The following is a 22,635-nucleotide window of genomic DNA, read 5'->3' on the forward strand; positions in this document are numbered from 1 at the left end:
CCCCGGAGGGTTTCAGAAGTTGGCTTCCACGGAGAGCGCGACGGTCTGCTCTTCGCCGATGGTGTAGTACGGGGTCTGCGCGCCGGCGAAGGACGCGCCGTTGCCGTTGTAGCGCACCGAGTTGAAGACGGTGGTCTGCACGCCGGAGAGGTACTCGCGGTTGAACACGTTGTTCAGCGACAGGCGCACGGTGGCGTCCTTGACGAACTTCTTGTTCACCGGCAGGCGGTAGCCGACGTTCATGTCCACCGTGGTGTAGTGCGGGATGCTCTGGTTGTTGGTCAGGTCGCCGAACTGGTTGTCGACGAACTTGCCGATGACGTTGCCGTAGAAGCGCCCGTCGTCGTAGCCCAGGCTCAGGTTGAACAGGTTCTTCGGCACACCGGCGATCTGCTTGCCCTTGGTCGGCACGTACACGCCGTAGTAGAGGGTGTCGTTCTGCTGCTCGGCCTCGGTGTAGGTGTAGGAGGCGTAGTAGTTGAAGTTGTGCGGCAGCAGGCCGCTGAACTCAAGTTCCACACCGCGGTTCTCGACCTTGCCGACGTTGAGCATCTCGTATTCGCCGGTCACCTCGTCGCGGCTCGATACCTGGCGATCCTTGAACTTGAGGTAGAACAGCGTGGCCGACAGCGCCATGTCGTCGGTCGCGTAGCGCCAGCCGAGTTCCTGGTTCCAGCTCAGCTCGGGCTTGAGGCTGATCGAATCCGCGGTGTTGTAGAGCACGTAGTTCGGCGGCGTGCGCATGTTCCGGGTGATGTTGTAGAACGCCTGGTGTTCCTCGTTGACCTGGTAGCGCGCGCTGAAGCTCGGGAGGAACTGGTGGTAGGTCTTGTCGCGCTTCTCCGGTTTGTCATTCAGGCTGGCCTTCATGTCGCCGTCACGCTTGGAGTGCTCGTAGGCGATGCCAGCGGTCAGGGTCAGGTCGGGCGTTGCGCTCCAGGTGTCCTGGAGGAACAGCTTGTGCACCGGGGTGACGGTGAAGTAGTTGCGGCCTTGCACGACATTGCCCTTGGCGTCGCGAACCTGGTTGCCGCTTTCATAGTCGCCCCAGATGTCCGTCGGGCTGCCATCGGCCTTGAGCGGGATGAACGGCTGGGTCTGGCGCTGGCGGGCGCGTTCGTACCAGTAGCCGACATCGATGGTGTGTTCGTCGTTGAACGCCCAGCTCAGCTTGGTGTTGATCCCCGGACGCCAGGTCTCGGTCCAGGAGGGACGGTAGTAGCGGCCGCTGACCGGATCGCGGTCGGCGTTGTACTGGGCGTTGGTCTTCAGGTTGCTGAAGTCGTAGTTGCCGGAGCTGCTGGTGGTGCGGTTGAGGGTGGCCGGCGAGCCGAAGGCGCGGTAGCTGCCGCCGTTGGCCCAGTAATAGTAGGGGGCGACGGTCAGTTGCAGGTCGTCGCGCAGCTGCCAGCGGCTGGTCAGCGAGGCGGTCACGGTTTCGAACGGGTTGACGCTGGTCTTGTAGCTGGCGGTGGTGAGCTTGCCGGTGGTCGGGTTGTAGGTCGGCACGTTGGGGAAGTCGTAGTCGTGGTCCGACTTGTACTGCGCCAGGCTCGGGGAGACGTAGTTGTAGTTTTCCTGCTTGTGGTACTTGATGATGCCGTTGATCGAGTTGCCTTCGCCGAACTTGAACAGGCTGTTGAGTTCGAACTTCTCGGCATCCAGGTCGCCTTTGCCTTTCCATTTGTCGCTGTTGGTTTTCGACGCGGAAATGTAGTTGCTCAGGCCGTTGTATTCGCCGGTGTTCAGGCGCACGAAGGTCTTGGTCAGGTTGTTGCTGCCCACGGTCTGCTTGAAGAACACCCCGGCGTCCCGGGTCGGAGCCATCGACACCAGGCCGATATTGCCGCCGCTGGAACCGATATGCGGCGCGTCCAGTTCGGAGGAGCCCTGGGTGAGGAAGACTTCCTGGAGGTTTTCCGGGTCGCCCAGCAGGTTCGGGTACACGGCATAGTTGCCCGAATCGTTGATCGGCACGCCGTCCATGGTCATGCCGATCTGGTCGGAGTTCATGCCGCGCATGGTGAAGTTGAAGCCGGAGAGGCCACTGCTGTCGTCACTGGAGACGTTGATGCCGGGGGTGTATTTCAACTTGTCGATGCCGTTGCCGGTCGGCGACATCTTTTCCAGGGCTTCCCTGGTCACGGTGGAGCGTGCCTTGGCCGCTTCTTCCTGGATCATCTGGCCATTGCCGACGGTCTGGCCGGTCACGTTCACCTGACCGACATCCACGGAATCCTGCGCCAGGGCCGAGGCAGTCCAACTGCCGCAACCTACAGCCAACATCATGACGAACAGCCGATCGAGTTTCACCGAGCTTCCCTCCCATATCTGAATGTGGTTTGTGTCGAAGACAGGTTTCGGGTTTCCGCGGGCAGCCGCCCGCGCGACGCCAGGGGTGGGGCGTCGGCGGGTAGCGTTCCTTGGAGCCGGTGGCCTGTGTGGCTGATTCGATTACTCAACTTCGGCCCAAGGCTTTGCCATGCTGCGTTGCCATTCCTCGCCGTAGCTGGGCTACGACTCGTCGTGGCGCCTTGCCTGGCAAACCCTTGGGCTCGAACTTGAGCAAACGAATTGGCCGTACAGGCCACTAGTTTTCTATGTTGTAAACAAGCGTCGCGATGAAGCGGTACTTATCCCGGCCCGCGAAAACCGCGTCGGGGAAGGGCCTTACTTGCTCGATGCGGCGCAGGCTGGTTTGCGCCGCCTTGTTCAGCAGCATGTTCGCCGCCTTCTTCTCGATCCCTGAGTCGAGCACTTTTCCTCCCCGGTCGATCAGCAGCCAGACCACGACGTTGCCTTCCGGGCGTTGCAGCGAGGCCTCGCGGCCGCGCGGGTATTGCTTGTACTTCTCCAGCTCCCCGTGCAGGGCAGCGATGTAGCTGTTTTCCAGTGCCGCCACGTTGACCGCGGGAGCCGCCGGGGGTGGTGGCGGTGCGGGCCTGGCGGCGATCGGCGCCGGGGCCGGTGTGCTCGGTGCCGGTGGGGTGACCGGCTGGGGCGGCGCGGGGGTGGGCGCCGGTTTTGCTGCGACTTGCGGTTTCGGCTTCGCTGGCTGCGGCCTGGGCTCAGGCGGCTTGGGCCTGGGCTTGGGCGGCGGCTCCGGTATCTCCACCAGCGGTTCCGGGTCGGGCTCCGGCAGTGGCTCGGGCTCAGGCTCGGGTTCCGTTGGCGGCGGCGGTGGCGGTGGTTCCGGCTGCAACTCGGCCGGATCGATCAATGCCACCTCCACGGTGCTTTCGTCGTATTTCGGGGTGATCTTCAGCTCCGCCTTCAAGGCGCTCTGCACGGCCATCATCAACAGGCAGATCGCCGGCAGGCACGCGAGGACTTTTCGCGATTTGAACAGGGCCGACATGACTTACAGCTTTCGCGTGGCGATGGAGACGGAAGAAAAGCCGTTGCTCTTGAGCAGGTCCATCACTGCCACGAGCCGACCCACTTCGACGACCTGATCGCTGTTGAGGATGATCACCAGCTTCTCGCTGCTGTTCTCCAGCGCCTTCAATTGGCTGACCAGTGCATCTTCGCGCAGGTCCTGGCCGTCCAGTTGCAGGCGGTCGTTCACGCCGAGGGTGATGACCGCCTTGTTCTGCGGCTTCAACTGCTGGGCATGGGCGGCGCCGGGCAACTGGGTCTTGATGCCCAGGGCCGGAATCACGTTCAGGCTGATCAGCACGAAAAACACCAGCAGGAACATCATCACGTCGATCATCGGAATGATCTCGATGTGCAGGCGTTTCTTTTTCGGTTCTTCCCAACTGCGCATGGCTTTGGCTCTCCAGCCTCTTCGTCGCTCGAGCCTCGCTGGCAGGACGACTCGGATGTGAATGTGAGAGCCCCGTCACGCAAATTCGAAAGCTGTCACTCGTGTCAGGAACACCCTAGGGGCAAGAAGTTACAATTTGATTAAGTGGCGAAATGCCAGATCGTGAGCGCCACGGGCGAGCGGGTTTGCTGGATAAAAACGAATGATAGGCGAGTCTAAATCGGGAAATTGCTCGCAAAATAAGCATTTGAGAACGAAACTCAAGCAGTGGGTCGCGGTTTGGGCTGGCGGGGAGAGGCTTGAAATATAACTGACACCGCTGTCAGGTATTAAGGTTCGCTCCGTGAATGCTGACAGTGCTGTCAGGACTTGTGCTTTCTTCGACCCATGAGGTTTTCGTGCGAATTTTTCCCACCACCCTGGCCGCCGTGCTGGCCGTTTCGCTGCTGGGCTGTTCTGCGCCGGCGGAGCAGCGCGAGGTCCGCTGGATCACCCTCGAGCAGTTGTTCGCCAGCCTCGGCAACACGGCGCCGATGGCGGTCGGCTTCGATGTCGATGACACCGTGCTGTACTCCAGCCCGTGTTTCTATGAAGGGCAGCAGACGTATTCGCCGGGCAGCAACCAGTACCTGCAGAACATGGCGTTCTGGACGCAAGCCAATGGCGGTTGCGACCGCTACTCGATTCCCAAGGATGTGGCGCGGGCCTTGATCGCCGAGCATCAGCGACGTGGGGACACCCTGTATTTCATCACCGCGCGGCCGCGGACCGAGGGTGAGCAACTGACCGGGATCCTGCGGCAGACCTTCGCCATCGAGGACATGCAGCCGGTGGTGTTCAGCTCGGGGCCGGACAAGACCCGGTTCATCCATGACCGGGGCTTGCGGGTGTACTACGGGGATTCCGATAACGACATTACCTCGGCCCGCGAGGCCGGCGCGCGGCCGATCCGGGTGATGCGGGCGAGCAACTCGACCAACCAGCCGCTGCCGGTGAACGGGGCGCTGGGGGAGGAGGTGCTGGTGGGCTCGGAGCACTGACGCGGGCGCAGCAAGGTCGGTGTGGGAGGTGTTTCCGGTGTATCAGAACCTTCCCAACCGATACCGCTCGTACCCCGGCAGCCCAGCCACCTCGGCACCGACCAGTCCCGCCACCATCTCTGCGGTTACCGCCGCCTGGGTCAGGCCCAGGTGCTGATGCCCGAAGGCCAGCAGCACTTTGCCGCCGCCTACCCGGTCGATCACCGGTAGCGAATCCGGCAACGACGGCCTGAAGCCCATCCATGGCGTGGCATCTGCGACATCCAGGTCACGCTTGAACAGGCCCTGGCTCAGGTGCTGCAACTGCCACGCCCGGCCCATGTTCGGCGGGCTGCGCAAACCCGCGAACTCGACTGTGCCGGCCAGGCGCAAACCACCCGCCATCGGCGTCATGATGAACTTGCGTTCCAGCGAGGTGACCGCGAACGGCAGCCGTCCATGCTCCCTGGGCAGCATCAGGTGATAGCCGCGTTCGGTGTCCAGCGGTATGCGCTTGCCGGTCAGGGCCTGGGTCAACTCAGCCGAGTGCGCGCCACAGGCGATCAGCACCTGTTTCGCGCTCAGCTCGCCCTGATCGGTATGCAGCGCGACACCATCGGCCGTCACCCGGCCACCGCGCACGTCACGCCGGATGAAGCGCACGCCGATCGCCCGCGCCGCTTCGTAGAGCGCTTCCACCGCCTGGTGCGGGTCGAGAAAGTGCCCGGTGGCGGGGAAGAACAGCCCGCCCAGCAGGTGCTCGCTGAGTTGCGGCGCGGCCGCCTTCACCGCCTCCGCCGGCCAGTGCTCCACCGCCACGTTCTGCTGGCGCATGCGCGCCTGCAGGGCGTCGATGAGCGGCCGCGATTCCGGCTTTTCGAACACCAGCAGCGAGCCATCCTCACGCAGCAACTCGTCCTGGCCGATGGAACCCAGCAGCCGTTGCCACGCCGCCAGGCTGGCTTCGTTCAGCGCGCGCAGGCCGGCCACGCTGCGGCGGAACGGTGTCGAACGCAGGTTCAGCAGCAGCCGGACGAACCACGGCAGGGCCCTGGGCAGGTACTTCCAGTCCAGGCGCAGCGGCCCCATGGGGTCCATGAGCATGGCCGGCAGGCGCTTGAGAATCGACAGGTCGGCAATGGGAAACACCTGCTCGGTGGCCAGGTGCCCGGCGTTGCCGAACGACGCGCCCATCCCCGGCGCCTGCCGATCCAGCAGCACCACCCGCTTGCCCTGCCGCGCCAGTTGCAGCGCGCAGGCGACACCGACGATGCCGGCGCCGACCACGGCAATATCCAGATCATTGCAAGTGAACGTCGTGCCCATGCTTCACGCTTCTCTCTGGCCGTCGAGCAGACGCCGCAGGTGCAACGGGTTGCCATGCTGCAGCGCGACCGGCAGCAGGCTGTCGGGAAAGTCCTGGTAGCACACCGGACGCAGGAATCGCTGGATCGCGGCGGTGCCCACCGAGGTGCTGCGGGCATCGGCGGTGGCCGGGAACGGCCCGCCGTGAACCATCGCATCGCAGACTTCCACACCGGTCGGCCAACCGTTGACCAGCAGGCGCCCGGCCTTGCGCTCGAGTACCGGCAGCAGCGCGCGGGCGGCATCCAGGTCGGCGTCATCCAGGTGCAGCGTAGCAGTCAGTTGCCCTTCCAGATGCTCGGCGACGTCGCGGATTTGCGCCTCGTCGCTGCAGGTCACCACCAGCGAGGCGGAACCGAAGACTTCGCCGCGCAGGCGCGGATCGTCGAGGAAGTCGCGCGCCGAGGTGACGAACAGGTGGGTCTGGCACTGGTTCGGGCCGTCGCCGACCAGGCCCGCCGCCGCGGTATCGGCATTGGGGTTGGCGTTGAGGTCTTCGACCCCGTTGCGGTAGGCGCTGTAGATGCCCGGGGTAAGCATGGTCTGCGCCGGGCTCTGCCAGATGTGCTGGGCGGCACTGGCGATGAAGCGGTCGAGGTCTGGTCCCTGGCGGGCGATGACCAGGCCGGGGTTGGTGCAGAACTGGCCGGCGCCCTGGTTCAGCGAGGCGACGAAGCCCTGCGCCAGCGCCTCGCCACGGGCCTGCAAGGCCGCCGGGAAGAGAAACACCGGGTTGATCGAGCTCATCTCGGCGTATACCGGAATCGGTTCGGGGCGCGCCTGGGCCGCCTGGCACAGGGCGATGCCACCGCTGCGCGAACCGGTGAAGCCCACCGCCTTGATCCGCTCGTCGCAGACCAGGGCGATGCCCACCTCGCGCCCGGAACCGTAGAGCAGCGAGAACACCCCCTCCGGCAGCTCGCACTGTTTCACCGCACGGGCCACGGCCTGGCCGACCAGCTCGCTGGTGCCCGGGTGCGCACCGTGGGCCTTGACCACCACCGGGCAGCCGGCGGCCAGGGCCGAGGCGGTATCGCCACCGGCCACGGAGAACGCCAGGGGGAAGTTGCTGGCGCCGAACACCGCCACCGGGCCCAGCGCGACCTGGCGCTGGCGCAGATCGGCGCGGGGCAGCGGCTGGCGTTCGGGCAGCGCGTTGTCGACGCGCACATCGAGCCATTCGCCGGCGCGCACGCTTCGGGCGAAGGTGCGCAACTGGCCGCAGGTACGGCCGCGCTCGCCCTGGAGGCGCGCTCGCGGCAGGCCGCTTTCGGCCACGGCGCGGTCGATCAGTTCGTCACCGAGGGCTTCGATCTGCGTGGCGATGGCTTCGAGAAACGCCGCGCGGGCTTCGAGCGAGGTTTCCCGGTAGCGGTCGAAGGCCGCCCAGGCCAGGGCGCAGGCCTGTTCCACATGGGCGAGGGTGCCGCCCAGCCAGGCCGGCTCGAGGGTCTGGTTGGTGGCCGGATCGATCGCCCGGATGGCTTCGCGGCTGCCGGCAACGGCTTGCTGGCCGATCAGCATGGTGCCTGTCAGGGTCATGGCGCCTCCTGAAAAGAATGCGGGGCCGAGCGCGTGACGACACAGCGCGCGCTCGGCGAGAAAAGAAGCGGCGCGCAACGCGCCGCGAGGGGGTCAGACCAGGTTGTGCCGGGTCGACCAGTTGGCGTACCAGGCGCGGAACAGCGCGTACTGGGTTTGCGCGTAGTTGCGCTGGGCGTCGCTGAGCACGTCGCTGGCGTTGAAGTGCAGGGTGTATTCGAGGTCGCCGTTGATGACCATCAGGTACTTGTAATACAGCACCAGGTCGCAGCCTTCGTCGAAGGACGACAGCACGTTCAGCGCCTCGGACAGCTCCAGTGCGCGGCTGCGTGCGTCGGCGTCACCCTTGGCGGCGCGCTTGCTCAGTTCCACCAGCAGCAGGACTTCGCGCGGCAGGGCGTTGCCGATACCGGTGATGGCCCCGGTGGCGCCGCAGTTGACGAAGCCGTGCACCACCTGGGTGTCGACGCCGGCCATGAGGATCACCTCATCGTCCTGCGAGGTGATGTGTTCGGCGGCGTAGCGCATGTCGGCGGCACCGCCGAATTCCTTGAAGCCGATCAGGTTCGCGTATTTGCGACGCAGCTTGAAGAACAGCTCGGCGCGGGTGGCGAAGCCGTAGTACGGGCTGTTGTAGATCACCGCCGGCAGGTTCGGCGCGGCTTCGAGGATGGCCGCGAAGTGGGCTTCCTGGGCCGCTGGCGAGGCCCCGCGGGACAGCACGCGGGGGATGACCATCAGGCCCTGGGCACCGACCTTGGCGGCATGGGTGGCATGGGACACGGCCTCGCGGCTGTTGACCGCGCCGGTGCCGACGATGGTCGGCACGCCGGCGGCGACCAGGCGCGCCACGCCTTCCTGGCGCTCGGCCTCGGTCAGCAGCGGCCAGTCGCCCATGGAGCCGCAGTAGACCACGGCGCTCATGCCGATCTCGATCAGTTCCTTGCCCTTGCGCACCAGGGCGTCGAAGTCCGGCTTGCGCTCGGCGGTGCAGGGGGTCATCAGGGCGGGGATGGTGCCGGTGAAGATGTTGGTGGTCATGCTGGTGTTCCTTTGGTTTTCAGTTAGGTGTCGACGCAGGGGCCTGGCTTGTCCGCGAAGGCCCTGTAGGAGCTGGCTTGCCTGCGAAGGCCCCATAGGAGCTGGCGTGTCGTGTGACGAACCACCGCGAAGGACCGCAAGGCGGTCCCCTATCGCGAGCCTTCGCGGGCAAGCCACGCTCCTACGGGAGCACGTGCAGTTCGGGCTAGATACCCCAGGCAAACGGATCGGTTTCATCGATCAGCAAGGTGCTGTCGGCGGTCATGCAGGCCTTGCCGGTAATGAACGGGCGAATCCGCTCGCCCTCCCATTCGAAGCGGCCCAGGAAACGGCTGCCGGTGATGCTCGCCTGGACCCAGGTGTCCCCGGCGGCGAGCTTGCCGTCGGCGGCCAGGCAGGCCAGCTTGGCGCTGGTCCCGGTGCCGCAGGGCGAGCGGTCGTAGGCCTTGCCCGGGCACATGACGAAGTTGCGGCTGTCGGCTTCGGCGTCGTCGGCGAACAGCTCGACATGGTCGATCAACGCCCCGTCCTCGCCGGTGATGCCTTGTTCTTCCAGGGCGCGGAGCATCTTCCAGGTCAGCTCGGTGAGCCGCTCGACGTTGTCCAGGCGCAGGTCCTGGCCATGCTCGGAGACCAGGAAGAACCAGTTGCCGCCCCAGGCGATATCGCCAAGGAAGCGCCCATGCCCCGGCACCTCCACCGCGACCTGCTGGCGGTAGCGGTAAGAGGGCACGTTGCCCACGGTCACGGTGCCGTCGTCATGCAGGGTGGCGCTGACCTGGCCCACCGGCGTGTCGATGCGGTGCACGCCCGGCGCGATCAGGCCCAGGTGCTGCAGCGAATTGACCAGGCCGATGGTGCCGTGGCCGCACATGCCCAGGTAGCCGGCGTTGTTGAAGAAGATCACGCCGCAGGTGGCATCGGCCGAGACCGGCTCGCAGTACAGCGCACCGACCAGCACGTCGTTGCCGCGCGGCTCCAGCAGGCAGGCGCGGCGCCATTGGTCATGCTGCTCGCGCAAGGCATCGCGTTTCTGCGCCATGCTCGCGCCGGCCAGGGCCGGGAAGCCCTTGAGCACCAGGCGCGTCGGTTCGCCGCCGGTGTGTGAATCGATGACATGGATCTGTTTCATGAAGCTGTCCCCTTCGTGAATGCTTTGGGTGGGTCAGGCCATCAGGCCGTGGATATCGTTCAGCAGGCTTTGCTCGACCCAGACGCCTTCGGCCTCGGAGCGCCTGCGCGCGGCGAAGCGCCGTTGCGAGGGCAGGCGCGCGCCCTGGTCGGTGATGGCGGCGAACAGCCGTTCGGCGCGCTGCTGCCCGGCAACCAGGTCAGCACCGGCGAAGCGCTGCGGATCGAAGGCCAGCAACAGCTCGCCATGGCACGGTGTGGCCCCGGCACCGGCATCGAAGGCCAGGGAATCGGCGCTGGTCAGGTCGCCGATCAGCGCCCCGGCCAGCAGTTCGATCATCGCGGCCAGGGCCGAGCCCTTGTGCCCGCCGAAGGTCTGCATGGCGCCGTCGAGCACGGCGCGGGCGTCGGTGCTCGGCGTACCCTCGGCATCCACGCCCCAGCCCAGCGGAATCGCCTGGCCCTGGCGGGCATGCAGTTCGATGTCGCCGCGGGCGATGGCACTGGTGGCGAAGTCGAAGACAAAGGGCTCGCGACCCGCCCGTGGCCAGGCGAAGGCCAGCGGGTTGGTGCCGAACACACCGCGGCTGCCGCCCTCCGGCGCCACCCAGGCATGGCTCGGGGTCATCGCCAGGCCGACCAGGCCGTGGCTGGCGATGGCCTCGACTTCCGGCCACAGCGCCGAGAAGTGAAAGCAGTTGCGGATCACCAGCGCGGCGACGCCCTGTTCGCGAGCTTTCTCCACCAGCAGCGGCAGCCCCTGTTCGAAAGCCAGCAACGAGTAGCCGTGGTGCGCATCGACCCTGACGATCGACGGCGCCGGCTGGCTCAAGGTCGGTCGCGCCAGTGCATCGACCTTGCCCGAGCGCAGCGAGCGCACGCACACCAGCACCCGGTACAGGCCGTGGGAGTGGCACTCGTCGCGCTGGCCCTGGGTGATCACCCTGGCGATCGCCCGGGCATGGTCGTCACCCATGCCGTTGGCGGTCAGGGCCCGCAGCGCCAGGTCGAAGACCTGCTGCAGGCTGAGGTTGATACGTTCGCTCATCGCGCTGGCTCCGCGTCTCAGGACAACTGGGCACGGGCGCCCGCCGGGGCCGCCACGTCGCCGTGTTCGATTTCGCTTTCCGCGTCTTCGGCATCCAGGCGCACCAGGTGGGCCGGTACGCCGGTGGCCGCGCCCCAGTAGTAGATGCCCAGGGCGCACAGGGCCACGACCACGGTGTCGAACGGATGGCTGATGACGCCCATGCCGCCGAAGCTGCCCAGCCAGGACAGGAGGATGGTCACCGCGTAGAAACCGATCAGCCAGGCCGAGGAGCGCACCTGCTGGGCCAGGCTCAGGTGCATGGTCGGCACGAAGCGGCCGCACAGCAGGTAGATGACGAACATCAGGATCTGCAGGCTGAGCAGCCAGGACACGGTCTTCCAGCCGGACCAGTAGACGATCAGCGCGGCGATGATGAACGACAGCGGACCGAGCAGGCCCATATGGCGGACGCGGAACGGACGCACCAGTTCAGGGGCATTGCGGCGCAGCGCGGCGACGGTCACCGGGGCCACTGCGTAGCTGAGGATCAGCGCCGCGGACACCACGTTGATCAGCGCTTCCCAGGACGGGAATGGCAGGGTCCAGAACACCGACAGACCGAAGGTCAGCCACAGCGCCGGACGCGGGATGCCGGACTTTTCGTCGATGCGGGTGAAGACGCTGAAGAAGGTCCCGGTGCGAGCCCAGCCGTAGACCACGCGCGGGGTGGCGTTCATGTAGATGTTGCCGCAGCCGCTCGGCGAGATCACCGCATCGGCCACCACCAGCCAGGCCAGCCAGCCGACGCCCAGGGCGATGGCGATATCGCGATAGGGCAGGGCCAGTTCCTTGGTCACCCCGGCCCAGCCGTTGGCCAGCATCTCGGTGGGCACGCCGCCGAGGAAGGCGATCTGCAGCAGGGCGTAGATCGCGGTGGACAGCAGCACCGAGAGGATCAGCGCGATGGGGATGGTGCGTTGCGGATTCTTCACTTCCGAGGCCACCGAGATGATCGGCGTCAGGCCCAGGTAGGCGAAGATGATGCCCCCGGCCGAAACCGCCATTTCAATGCCGGACAGGCCGAACGGGGCGAAGCCGTGGGAGGTGAAGTTCTCCGGCTTGAAGAAGGTGAACAGCACGCCGATCACCAGCAGCGGGACGATGAACTTGAACACGCTGACCAGGTTGTTGGACTTGGCGAAGGTCTTCACGCTGTTGTAGTTCAGCGCGAAGAACAGGCACAGCAGGCCGAACTGCACCAGCCAGCCGAGGATGGTCGGGTCGCTGGAGCCGGCCTTGGTCAGCTCGGGGAACCAGGCCGCGGCGTACTGCCGGGCGGCGACCACTTCGATGGCCACCAGGCTGGAGAAGGCGATCAGGGTGATGAAGCCCATCAGGTAGCCGAGCAGCGGGCCGTGGGAATACACCGGGTAACGCACCACGCCACCGGCCCGGGGCAAGGCCGCGCCCAGCTCGCAGTAGACGATGCCCAGCAGCAGCACGGCGAAACCGCCGAGCAGCCAGGAGAAGATCCCGGCGGGACCGGCGATGGCGGAGACATGGCTGGCGGCGAACAGCCAGCCCGAACCGAAGATGGCTCCCAGTCCGATAAAGGTGAGGTCTATCAGTGAAAGTTGTTTCTTGAACTTGCCTTTGCCTGACATGGGCGTCGCCTTCTTGTGGGTTATTGGATAGGCAGAATGGATGTCGTTGCGGCACGGTCGCGGGGATCACCCGCAGGCCGTGAGTGCGGCTGTGGGCAGCCGCGTTTTTTATAAAGGTCCGTCTTCAAGAGTCATTGTCTTGCGATCGCCGGACACACTTCTGGCGACCCTTCACGCACTTTCGCCGACCTGAAGCCGAAATTTCCGACGACCCGGTCGATGGGCAATACAGTGGACTCATCGGCGCGCCGGCGCTTGATGGTTTTCTTCAAGGAAGATGACGAAATCAGCACAGTTAGGAAATTTCCCTATGACTCTTCGGAAATTTTCTGAAGCCTTGCAAGCCACGCCCCATAAGGCATGCAGCGAAGCTCGACAGCGCGCCCGGGCTGCGGCAAGCTGCCCCGCGCTCGCCGCTTCGCTGCGAGTTTTTACCAGTCGGTCAACTTAGGGAGTGACGCCCATGAACCCCAGCGCCTTCGCCATCCTCTGCCAGGGCAACCCCGAGCAGCGTCCGCGGAGCATCGAAGAGCTGCTGTCCGGCCTGGCGTTCCTGCTGCCGTTGTTCGATGCCCTTCCCAATGCCACGGTGTTCATCAAGGACCTGCAGGCGCGCTACCTGCTGGCCAACCTGGCGCTGGTCCAGCGGTGCGGGCTGAAGCACATGAAACAGATGCTCGGCAAGACCAGCGCCGAGGTGTTTCCCTCGCAGCTCGGCCCCGGCTACACCGAGCAGGACCGGCGCGTGCTGGAAGAAGGACGGGTGCTGGAGGACCAGCTGGAGCTGCACCTGTACGGCACCCGCGAGCCGGGCTGGTGCCTGACCCACAAGCGCGCGCTGTACAACCGCGATGGCGAGATCATCGGCCTGGCCGGGATTTCCGTGGACCTGCAGTCGGCCAGCGACACGCACCCGGCCTACCAGCGCCTGGCCGCGGTGGACGAATACATTCGCGGTAACTTCCACCGCTCGGTAACCCTGGGCGAGCTGACGAAGATCGCCGGCATTTCCGTGGCGCAACTGGAGCGCTACTGCAAGCGGGTGTTCCACCTGACCCCGCGGCAACTGATCCACAAGGTGCGCCTGGAACATGCCCATCGCCTGCTGCATACCGACTTGCCGATCACCGAGGTGGCGCTGCAGTGCGGGTATACCGATCACAGCGCCTTTACCCGGCAGTTCAGGGTGCTGACCGGGTTTACCCCGACGCAGTATCGGCAGGCGACCGGGGTGCTCAGGGAGCGCCATTGAGGTAACCCGGCCAATCAGTGCATGGGTGTCTACACATCTTCGAAGGCTTGTCGGGGGGCGCATCAAGGCTTCTAGGTGCCTGTCTTGAGGCTTGCAGCGCTCTGAAGATCGAGCGCCGCCCGCGCGGCGCATCGCTGGCAACGCCAGCTCCCACATTTGCTGCAACGTACCTATGCCTGACAGGCCATGGTTGACCGCCTTGTTGGTTCGACGCGATACCGAGTCGAGCCCCAACAGCCTCCCCGCGATGCATCGCCGAAAAAACAAAGGCTGACAACTCAAATCCAACAGGCCATGGCACGTTGCAACAAATGTGGGAGCGGGCGTTGCCCGCGATGCGCCGCGCGGGCGGCGCTCGATCTGAAGGGCGCTGCAAGGCTCAAGACAGGCAACTGGCGGCCTTTGAGCGGTTTCCGAAATCCGCAGAAATATAATTTCCCCAGGCCCCGATAAAACCACCGGCTAGCATCGGCTTCCTATCCATCAGTATTTTCCCTATTGATCAGGTCGATTTTCAGACGGTCATCAATGAACTTTCATCTGATGCAGATCCGAAAACTCCACCTCAGGAGGCGTGCAATGAATACCCGCGGGTTACTCGATCAACTGCTCAAGTCCGGCCAGGACCTGCTGCAGAAACAGGGCGGTGGTTCGTCGAAAAGCAGCGGCGGCCTCGGTGGCCTGCTTTCCGGCGTCGGTGGCGGGGCCGCGGCGGCGGGGGCCCTGGGCCTGCTGCTGGGCAGCAAGAAGGCCCGCAAGTACGGAGGCAAGGCGCTGACCTACGGCGGTCTCGCCGCCCTCGGTGTGCTGGCCTACAAGGCCTACGGCAACTGGCAGGCGCAGCAGGCCGCGGCGCCCAAAGGCGAACCGCAGACCGTCGACCGCCTGCCGCCGGCCCAGGCCGAGCAGCACAGCCAGGCGATCCTCAAGGCCCTGGTGGCCGCGGCCAAGGCCGACGGGCATGTGGACGAGCGCGAGCGCGAGTTGATCGAGGGCGAGTTCGTCAAGCTGTCCGGCAACGACCACGAACTGCGCGGCTGGCTGCACGCCGAGCTGAACAAGCCGCTGGATCCGGCCGATGTGGCCCGCGCCGCCGGCAGTGCGGAAATGGCCGCGGAAATGTACCTGGCCAGCGTCATGCTGGTGGACGAAGAGCATTTCATGGAGCGCGCCTACCTCGACGAACTGGCGCGGCAACTGCGTCTGGACCCGATGCTCAAGAGCGAGCTGGAAAAGCAGGTGCGCACGACCTGAGTCAATAAAATGAGCAGATGGCCACATACGTGGTCATTTTGCCCATTCAAACCTGTAGGATCGGTCCCATGGGCGTGTAGGTCGTAGGCTATAATCAGCCCATTTTTCCTGCCGCGTACAACGCTCGAGGGCTGATTGTGAAGAACTGGACATTGCGCCAACGGATCCTGGCAAGTTTCGCCGTGATCATCGCCATCATGTCGCTGATGGTCATCGCCGCGTATTCGCGCCTGCTGGCCATCGAGGAAAGCGAGCAGGACGTCCGTTCCGACAGCATCCCCGGTGTCTACTACAGCTCGATGATCCGCAGCGCCTGGGTCGACAGCTTCGTGCAGACCCAGCAACTGCTCGGCCTGAGCAACCAGCGCGAAATCACCGACGCCGACCTGGCGCTGTACAAGGCCAACGACGACCGTCTGCGCCTGCAGATGGACAACTACCGCAAGACCATGAACGACGCCGAGGACATGGCCAACTTCGAGACCTTCAACGGCCTCGTGCAGAGCTACCAGGCGGCCCTCGCCTCAGTACTGAATGCCTATCGCAAGAAGGACTACGCCGAGGCCCAGCGCCTGCTGCTGGCCGACATGGCGCCGGCCTGGACCGAGGGCCGCAAGCACCTCAACGGCCTGATCGACTGGAATCGTCGCTACGCCGATCACGCCACCGACGATATCGTCGCCGCCGTGGCCACGGCCAAGCTGAGCATGGGCATTTCCCTGATCCTGGCGATCATCGCCGCGGCCATCTGCGGCCTGCTGCTGATGCGCGTCATCACCGAGCCGATGCAGCGCATTGTGCGGGCCTTGGAAGTCCTGCGCGGCGGCGACCTCAGCGTGCGCATGGACCTGGCGCGCAACGACGAGTTCGGCGCGGTGGAAACCGGTTTCAACGAGATGGTCAGCGAGCTCACCGGCCTGGTGTCCCAGGCCCAGCGCTCGTCGGTGCAGGTGACCACCTCGGTGACCGAGATCGCCGCCACTTCCAAGCAGCAACAGGCCACCGCCACCGAGACCGCCGCCACCACCACCGAGATCGGCGCGACCTCGCGGGAAATCGCCGCCACCTCGCGCGACCTGGTGCGGACCATGACCGAAGTGACCTCCGCCGCCGACCAGGCCTCGGTACTCGCCGGTTCCGGCCAGCAGGGCCTGGCGCGGATGGAAGAAACCATGCACCAGGTGATGGGCGCCGCCGACCTGGTCAACAACAAGCTGGCGATCCTCAACGAGAAGGCCGGCAACATCAACCAGGTGGTGGTGACCATCGTCAAGGTCGCCGACCAGACCAACCTGCTGTCCCTCAACGCCGCCATCGAGGCGGAGAAGGCTGGGGAATACGGTCGCGGTTTCGCCGTGGTGGCCACCGAAGTGCGCCGCCTCGCCGACCAGACCGCGGTGGCCACCTACGACATCGAGCAGATGGTCCGCGAGATCCAGTCGGCGGTGTCCGCCGGGGTGATGGGCATGGACAAGTTCTCCGAGGAAGTGCGTCGCGGCATGTTCGAGGTGCAGCAGGTTGGCGAACAGCTGAGCCAGATCATTCATCAGGTCCAGGCCCTGGCGCCGCGGGTGCTGATGGTCAACGACGGCATGCAGGCCCAGGCCACCGGCGCCGAGCAGATCAACCACGCCCTGGCCCAGCTCAGCGACGCCAGCAGCCAGACCGTGGAGTCGTTGCGCCAGGCCAGTTTCGCCATCGACGAATTGAGCCAGGTCGCGGTCGGTCTGCGCGGCGGTGTGTCGCGGTTCAAAGTCTGACGTGGCGATGAACGATCTCAAGCCCCGCCACAGTCAGGACGTGGCCAGCCAGGGGCGCCTGTTCCTGGTGTTCCGTGTCGGCGGCGAGCGCTTCGCCCTGGACACCCGGGAAATCGCCGAGGTGCTGCCGCGCCTGCCGCTCAAGCCCATCGCCCAGGCCCCGGCCTATGTCGCCGGGGTGCTGGCCCACCGTGGCGTGCTGGTGCCGGTGATCGACGTCAGCGCCCTCAGTTTCGGCCTGCCCGCGCCGCAGCGCACCAGCACGCGCCTGGTGCTGGTGCATTACCGGGTCGATCCGGCGCGTCCGGAACTGCTGCTCGGGCTGATTCTCGAGCAGGCGAGCGACACCCTGCGCTGCGATCCCGCGGAGTTCCGGCCCTACGGCGTCGACAACCGCGAGGCACCGTATCTCGGCCCGGTCCGCGAGGACGCCCGCGGGCTGCTGCAGTGGATCGGGGTGCAGGACCTGCTCAGCGACGCGGTCCGCGCCTTGCTGTTTCCACCTGACGGGTCTGCCCTCGAGGTGTCGGCATGAGCATCGAACAGCGCTTCTTTCGCTTTCTCCAGGAGCGTATCGGCCTGGATGTCGCCTCGGTCGGCGAGCAGATGGTCGAGCGCGCCCTGCGCCAGCGTTGCACCGCCCTGGCCGCGGTCGACCTGGATGACTACTGGCTGCATCTGCAACAGTCGCACCAGGAACAGCAGGCCCTGATCGAGGCGGTGATCGTCCCGGAGACCTGGTTCTTCCGCTATCCGGAGTCGTTCACCGCGCTGGTGGAACTGGCCCGCAAGCGCCTGGTGGAACTGGGCGGGACGCGCCCGCTGCGGATCCTCAGCCTGCCCTGTTCCACCGGCGAGGAACCCTATTCCATTGCCATGGCCCTGCTCGATGCCGGTCTGCCGTCCCACGCCTTTCGCGTCGATGCGCTGGACATCAGCCCCAATTCCATCGGCCGCGCCCAGCGTGCGCTGTACGGACGCAATTCGTTTCGCGGCAACGACCTGGCGTTTCGCGAGCGGCATTTCAGCGAGCGCGAGGACGGCCATCGCCTCGACGAGCGGGTGCAGAAGCAGGTGCAGTTCGAAGTCGGCAATGTCCTCGACCCGGCGCTGCTGGCGCGGGAGGGCAGCTACGACTTCGTGTTCTGTCGCAATCTGCTGATCTATTTCGACCTGGCCACCCAGCAGCGGGTGTTCGAGGTACTGAAGAACCTGACCCATGCCGATGGCGTGCTGTTCATCGGCCCGGCCGAAGGCAGCCTGCTGGCGCGGATGGGCATGCGCCCGCTGGGGATCGCCCAGTCGTTCGCCTACGTGCGCCTGGTGCCGGCGCCACCCGCGCCGGGCAAGCCCGTGGCGGCCATCCCGACGGTGGCGCCAGTAGCACCGCCACCCCGGCCGGTGGCCGTGGCACCCGCGCTCCGGCGTTCGCTGGCCGCGCCTGCGCCCACGACGAGTCGCGCTCCACTGCCGGGGCGCAACGAACAGGCGGCGGAACTGCTGGCGCAGATCGCCTCGCTCGCCAACGGCGGCAACAGCGCCGAGGCCCGCGCCGCCTGCCAGCGCTACCTGAAGCAGTTCGAGCCCGCGGCCCAGGTGTTCTACTGGCAGGGCCTGCTGAGCGATACCGCCGGCGACAGCGCCGACGCCATCAGCCAGTACCGCAAGGCGCTCTACCTTGACCCGCAGCACCCCGAGGCGCTGGTGCACCTGGCGGCGCTGCTGGCCTCCCAGGGCGACACCGTGGGCGCCCGGCGCCTGCAGGAACGCGCCGCGCGCCGTGAGCGGGAGGCTGACCGATGATCGATGGAATCAACATGCTGACCGGCGACGTCGAGCAGATCGACGACTGCTGGAACCGTATCGGCGTGCATGGCGACAAGCGTTGCCCGCTGCTCGCCGAGCACGTGCACTGTCGCAACTGCGCGGTGTATGCCGCGGCCGCCACGCGCCTGCTGGACCGCTATGCCCTGGCCCAGGACGCCCATGTCCGCGACGCGGTCGAGGAGCAGGTCGAGCACGGGCCGTCGTTGCTGCTGTTCCGCCTCGGCGAGGAATGGCTGGCCCTGGTCACCCGCTGCCTGGCCGAAGTCGCACCGCTGCAGCCGGTGCATTCGTTGCCGCACCAGCGTTCGCGTGTGCTGCAGGGGGTGGCCAATGTGCGCGGCGCGCTGGTGCCGTGCCTGTCCCTGAGCGATCTGCTCGGTCTCGAGCTGACCCCGGCAGCGGTCAATTCCGCGCGGGTCATGCCGCGCATGCTGATCCTCGCGGCCAAGGGCGGCGCAGTGGTGTTGCCGGTGGACGAAGTCGACGGCATCCATGCCCTCGACCAGCACCTGCACGGCGAGGCCGGCCACGAAAACCGCTTTACCCGCCAGGTCCTGCAGTGGCGTGGGCGAAGCGTGCGAATTCTGGATGAAGACCAGCTGTTGTCCGCCGTCGACCGGAGCCTTTCATGACCCCAGAGCAAATGCGCGATGCCTCGCTGCTCGAGCTGTTCAGCCTGGAGGCCGAGGCCCAGACCCAGGTGCTCAGCGCCGGGCTGCTGGCGCTGGAGCGCAACCCGACCCAGGCCGACCAGCTCGAGGCCTGCATGCGCGCCGCGCACTCGCTCAAGGGCGCGGCGCGGATCGTCGGTATCGATGCCGGGGTCAGCGTCGCCCATGTCATGGAGGATTGCCTGGTCGAAGCCCAGGAAGGGCGCCTGCGCCTGCGTCCGGAACATATCGACGCCCTGCTCCAGGGCACCGATCTGTTGATGCGCGTCGCCACGCCGGGGGATGCCGCCGTCGACGCGGCGGTGCAGGCGTTCCTGGTGCAGATGGCCAGCCTGCTGCAGCCCGGCGCGCAGGCCGCAGCGGCGCCGGCGCCCGTGGTCGCGCCGAGTGTGGCGCCGCTGGTCGAGCCCGAACCGCTGCCCGCGCCCGTGCCTGCCGAGCCAGAGGTCGAGGCCGAAGCCGAGGCGGAACCCGAGCCGCGCCGGCCACGCAAGGGCAAGAGCGCCGAAGGCGGCGAGCGCGTGCTGCGGGTCACCGCCGAGCGCCTCAACAGCCTGCTCGACCTGTCCAGCAAGGCGTTGGTGGAAACCCAGCGCTTCAAGCCGTTTCTCGCCACGCTGCAGCGGCTCAAGCGGGTGCATGGCCAGAGCATGCGCGCGCTTGACGGGCTCAAGGCGCAGATCGAGGCGGGAGAGCAGGGCGAGGAGGTCACCGAAGCCCTGGCCCTGACCCAGCAGTTGCTGGGCGAGGCGCAGCAGATGCTGATGCAGCAGGTGACCGATTTCGACGAACTGGGCTGGCAGGCCGGGCAGCGCGCGCAACTGCTCTACGACACCGCGCTAGCCTGCCGCATGCGCCCGTTCGCCGATGTCCTCACCGGGCAGAGCCGCATGGTCCGTGACCTCGGCCGCTCCCTCGGCAAGCAGGTGCGCCTGGAGATCGAGGGCGACAAGACCCAGGTCGACCGGGATGTCCTGGAAAAGCTCGAGGCGCCGCTGACCCACCTGCTGCGCAACGCCGTCGACCACGGCATCGAAATGCCCGAGCAGCGCCTGCTGGCGGGCAAGCCGAGCGAAGGCAGCATTCGCCTGCGTGCGTCGCACCAGGCCGGCCTGCTGATTCTCGAACTCAGCGACGACGGTGGCGGGGTCGATCTCGAGCGTCTGCGGCGCAGCATCGTCGAGCGCAACCTGTCGCCCGCCGAGACCGTGGCGCAGATGAGCGAGGCGGAGCTGCTGACCTTCCTCTTCCTGCCCGGCTTCAGCCTGCGCGACAAGGTCACCGAGGTGTCCGGGCGCGGCGTCGGCCTGGACGCGGTGCAGCATATGGTCCGCCAGTTGCGCGGGCAGATCGAGATGACCCAGAGCGGCGGCCAGGGCAGCCGCTTCCACCTGGAAGTGCCGCTGACCCTGTCGGTGGTGCGCAGCCTGGTGGTGGAAGTCAGCGGCGAGGCCTATGCCTTCCCCCTGGCCCATATCGAACGCACCCTGGAACTGCCACCCGAAGCCATCGTGCAGATCGAGGGGCGCCAGCAGTTCTGGCACGAGGGGCGGCATATCGGCCTGGTCTCGGCCAGCCAGTTGCTCAACCGTCCGGCCAGCCAGAACAGCGAGCAGCGCATCAAGGTGGTGGTGATCCGCGAGCGCGACACCCTCTACGGCGTGGCCGTGGACCGCCTGATCGGCGAGCGGGTGCTGGTGGTGATGCCGCTGGACGCGCGCCTGGGCAAGATCCAGGACATCTCTGCCGGCGCCCTGCTGGACGACGGCTCGGTGGTGTTGATCGTCGACGTCGAGGACCTGCTGCGCTCGGTGGAAAAACTCCTCAGCACCGGACGCCTGGAACGTATCGAGCGCCGCGGCGCGGCCCGCGAAGTGGCGCGCAAGCGCGTGCTGGTGGTGGACGACTCGCTCACCGTGCGCGAGCTGCAACGCAAGCTGCTGAGCAACCGCGGCTACGAGGTGGCGGTGGCGGTGGATGGCATGGACGGCTGGAACGCCTTGCGCAGCGAGGACTTCGACCTGCTGATCACCGATATCGACATGCCGCGCATGGACGGTATCGAGCTGGTCACGCTGCTGCGCCGCGACAGCCGTCTGCAATCGCTGCCGGTGATGGTGGTGTCGTACAAGGATCGCGAGGAAGATCGGCGGCGCGGGCTGGATGCTGGCGCCGACTATTATCTGGCCAAGGCCAGCTTCCATGACGATGCCTTGCTGGACGCCGTGGTCGAATTGATCGGGGGAGCGCAGGGATGAAGATCGCGATCGTCAACGACATGCCACTGGCCGTCGAGGCCCTGCGCCGGGCGCTGGCCTTCGAGCCGGCGCACGAGGTGATCTGGGTCGCCAGCGATGGTGCCGAGGCGGTGCGCCGTTGTGCCGAGCAGACTCCCGACCTGCTGCTGATGGACCTGATCATGCCGCAGATGGACGGGGTCGAGGCGACCAGGCGGATCATGGCCGAGTCGCCCTGTGCCATCGTCATCGTCACCGTCGATCGCCGGCAGAACGTGCACCGGGTGTTCGAGGCCATGGGCCATGGCGCCCTCGATGTGGTCGACACCCCGGTGCTCGGTGGCGGCGACCCGAAAGAGGCGGCGGCGCCGTTGCTGCGCAAGATCCTCAATATCTCCTGGCTGATCGGCCAGCAGCGCGCCAGCAGCGTGCGCCCGGTCTCGGCGCCGCTGCGCCAGGCCGCGCAGCGCCAGGGCCTGGTCGCGATCGGTTCGTCGGCGGGCGGGCCGGCGGCCCTGGAGGTCCTGCTCAAGGGGCTGCCCAAGGCGTTTCCGGCCTCCATCGTGCTGGTCCAGCATGTCGACCAGGTGTTCGCCGCGGGCATGGCCGAATGGCTCAGCAGCACCTCCGGCCAGGCCGTACGCCTGGCCCGCGAGGGCGAGCCGCCGCAGCCGGGGCAGGTCCTGCTGGCCGGCACCAACCACCACATCCGCCTGCTCAAGGACTGCACCCTGGCTTATACGGCGGAGCCGGTGAACGAAATCTATCGCCCCTCGATCGACGTGTTTTTCGAGAGTGTGGCGCGGTTCTGGCGCGGCGATGCGGTGGGCGTGCTGCTCACCGGCATGGGCCGCGATGGCGCGCAGGGGCTCAAGCTCATGCGCGAGCAGGGCTTCCTGACCATCGCCCAGGACCAGCAAAGCAGTGCGGTGTACGGCATGCCCAAGGCGGCCGTGACCATTGACGCGGCCGTGGAAGTGCGTCCGCTGGAGCGGATCGCCCCACGACTAATGGAATTTTTCCCGAAATGACGATATGTATTCAGCCACGCCGGCCAGCCGGCAGTGCCCAGG

Annotated in this window: 18 protein-coding genes; 9 read left to right on the forward strand and 9 right to left on the reverse strand. The window is 66.3% G+C overall.

What is annotated here, in order from left to right; translation table 11 throughout:
• Window positions 1–12: 12 nt before the first annotated feature.
• The 3 genes from RTI28_RS20970 to RTI28_RS20980 form a co-directional block, all read right to left on the reverse strand.
• Window positions 13–2,313: a TonB-dependent receptor gene (locus RTI28_RS20970; RefSeq protein ID WP_316922211.1), complete on the reverse strand. Its 2,301-nt coding sequence runs from the start codon at window positions 2,311–2,313 to the stop codon at window positions 13–15.
• Between the two features lie 277 nt (window positions 2,314–2,590).
• Complete coding sequence (locus tag RTI28_RS20975; protein ID WP_316922212.1) at window positions 2,591–3,358, reverse strand: energy transducer TonB; 768 nt, start codon at window positions 3,356–3,358, stop codon at window positions 2,591–2,593.
• Window positions 3,359–3,361: 3 nt separating this feature from the next.
• Window positions 3,362–3,769, reverse strand: coding sequence for a biopolymer transporter ExbD (locus tag RTI28_RS20980; RefSeq protein WP_316922213.1), 408 nt, complete (start codon window positions 3,767–3,769; stop codon window positions 3,362–3,364).
• Between the two features lie 398 nt (window positions 3,770–4,167).
• On the opposite strand from RTI28_RS20980, the gene aphA reads away from it, so the two are divergent.
• Complete coding sequence (aphA, locus tag RTI28_RS20985; RefSeq protein WP_316922214.1) at window positions 4,168–4,809, forward strand: acid phosphatase AphA; 642 nt, start codon at window positions 4,168–4,170, stop codon at window positions 4,807–4,809.
• Window positions 4,810–4,851: 42 nt separating this feature from the next.
• Here the strand turns inward: aphA and RTI28_RS20990 are convergent, their stop codons facing one another.
• The 6 genes from RTI28_RS20990 to RTI28_RS21015 form a co-directional block, all read right to left on the reverse strand.
• The gene (locus tag RTI28_RS20990; RefSeq protein WP_316922215.1) at window positions 4,852–6,114 is read right to left on the reverse strand and encodes an FAD-dependent oxidoreductase; all 1,263 of its coding nucleotides are present in this window, start codon (window positions 6,112–6,114) and stop codon (window positions 4,852–4,854) included.
• A gap of 3 nt (window positions 6,115–6,117) precedes the next feature.
• A complete protein-coding gene (locus RTI28_RS20995) occupies window positions 6,118–7,695 on the reverse strand; it encodes an aldehyde dehydrogenase (NADP(+)) (protein ID WP_316922216.1) in 1,578 nt (525 codons plus the stop codon).
• Between the two features lie 93 nt (window positions 7,696–7,788).
• Window positions 7,789–8,736 (reverse strand): dihydrodipicolinate synthase family protein, encoded by a 948-nt coding sequence (locus RTI28_RS21000; protein ID WP_316922217.1) that lies wholly within the window; start codon window positions 8,734–8,736, stop codon window positions 7,789–7,791.
• Between the two features lie 205 nt (window positions 8,737–8,941).
• A complete protein-coding gene (locus tag RTI28_RS21005) occupies window positions 8,942–9,868 on the reverse strand; it encodes a 4-hydroxyproline epimerase (protein WP_316922218.1) in 927 nt (308 codons plus the stop codon).
• A 33-nt stretch (window positions 9,869–9,901) separates the two neighbouring features.
• Window positions 9,902–10,915: an Ldh family oxidoreductase gene (locus RTI28_RS21010; RefSeq protein ID WP_316922219.1), complete on the reverse strand. Its 1,014-nt coding sequence runs from the start codon at window positions 10,913–10,915 to the stop codon at window positions 9,902–9,904.
• Window positions 10,916–10,932: 17 nt separating this feature from the next.
• Window positions 10,933–12,561 (reverse strand): APC family permease, encoded by a 1,629-nt coding sequence (locus RTI28_RS21015; protein ID WP_316922220.1) that lies wholly within the window; start codon window positions 12,559–12,561, stop codon window positions 10,933–10,935.
• A gap of 463 nt (window positions 12,562–13,024) precedes the next feature.
• Here RTI28_RS21015 and RTI28_RS21020 point away from each other — a divergent pair, with 463 nt between their 5' ends.
• From RTI28_RS21020 to RTI28_RS21055, 8 genes are all read left to right on the forward strand, one after another.
• Window positions 13,025–13,813 (forward strand): AraC family transcriptional regulator, encoded by a 789-nt coding sequence (locus RTI28_RS21020; RefSeq protein ID WP_316922221.1) that lies wholly within the window; start codon window positions 13,025–13,027, stop codon window positions 13,811–13,813.
• A gap of 579 nt (window positions 13,814–14,392) precedes the next feature.
• Window positions 14,393–15,067 carry a tellurite resistance TerB family protein gene (locus RTI28_RS21025; RefSeq protein ID WP_316922222.1) on the forward strand — a complete coding sequence of 225 codons (675 nt, stop codon included), beginning with the start codon at window positions 14,393–14,395 and terminating at the stop codon, window positions 15,065–15,067.
• Between the two features lie 137 nt (window positions 15,068–15,204).
• Window positions 15,205–16,827 carry a methyl-accepting chemotaxis protein gene (locus RTI28_RS21030; protein WP_316922223.1) on the forward strand — a complete coding sequence of 541 codons (1,623 nt, stop codon included), beginning with the start codon at window positions 15,205–15,207 and terminating at the stop codon, window positions 16,825–16,827.
• Window positions 16,828–16,834: 7 nt separating this feature from the next.
• A complete protein-coding gene (locus RTI28_RS21035; RefSeq protein ID WP_316922224.1) occupies window positions 16,835–17,362 on the forward strand; it encodes a chemotaxis protein CheW in 528 nt (175 codons plus the stop codon).
• Window positions 17,359–18,630, forward strand: coding sequence for a CheR family methyltransferase (locus tag RTI28_RS21040; protein WP_316922225.1), 1,272 nt, complete (start codon window positions 17,359–17,361; stop codon window positions 18,628–18,630). The genes RTI28_RS21035 and RTI28_RS21040 overlap by 4 nt, the downstream gene beginning before the upstream one ends.
• Entirely contained in the window at window positions 18,627–19,286 is a 660-nt protein-coding gene (locus tag RTI28_RS21045) for a chemotaxis protein CheW (protein ID WP_316922226.1), read from the forward strand. Before RTI28_RS21040 ends, RTI28_RS21045 begins: the two co-directional genes overlap by 4 nt.
• Window positions 19,283–21,583, forward strand: coding sequence for a hybrid sensor histidine kinase/response regulator (locus RTI28_RS21050; RefSeq protein WP_316922227.1), 2,301 nt, complete (start codon window positions 19,283–19,285; stop codon window positions 21,581–21,583). Before RTI28_RS21045 ends, RTI28_RS21050 begins: the two co-directional genes overlap by 4 nt.
• Window positions 21,580–22,593, forward strand: a complete 1,014-nt coding sequence (locus RTI28_RS21055; protein ID WP_316922228.1) for a chemotaxis response regulator protein-glutamate methylesterase — start codon at window positions 21,580–21,582, stop codon at window positions 22,591–22,593. Before RTI28_RS21050 ends, RTI28_RS21055 begins: the two co-directional genes overlap by 4 nt.
• Window positions 22,594–22,635: the final 42 nt, after the last annotated feature.

The sequence above is a fragment of the Pseudomonas sp. zfem002 genome, assembly GCF_032621685.1.
In the GTDB taxonomy this organism is placed as follows: domain Bacteria; phylum Pseudomonadota; class Gammaproteobacteria; order Pseudomonadales; family Pseudomonadaceae; genus Aquipseudomonas; species Aquipseudomonas japonica.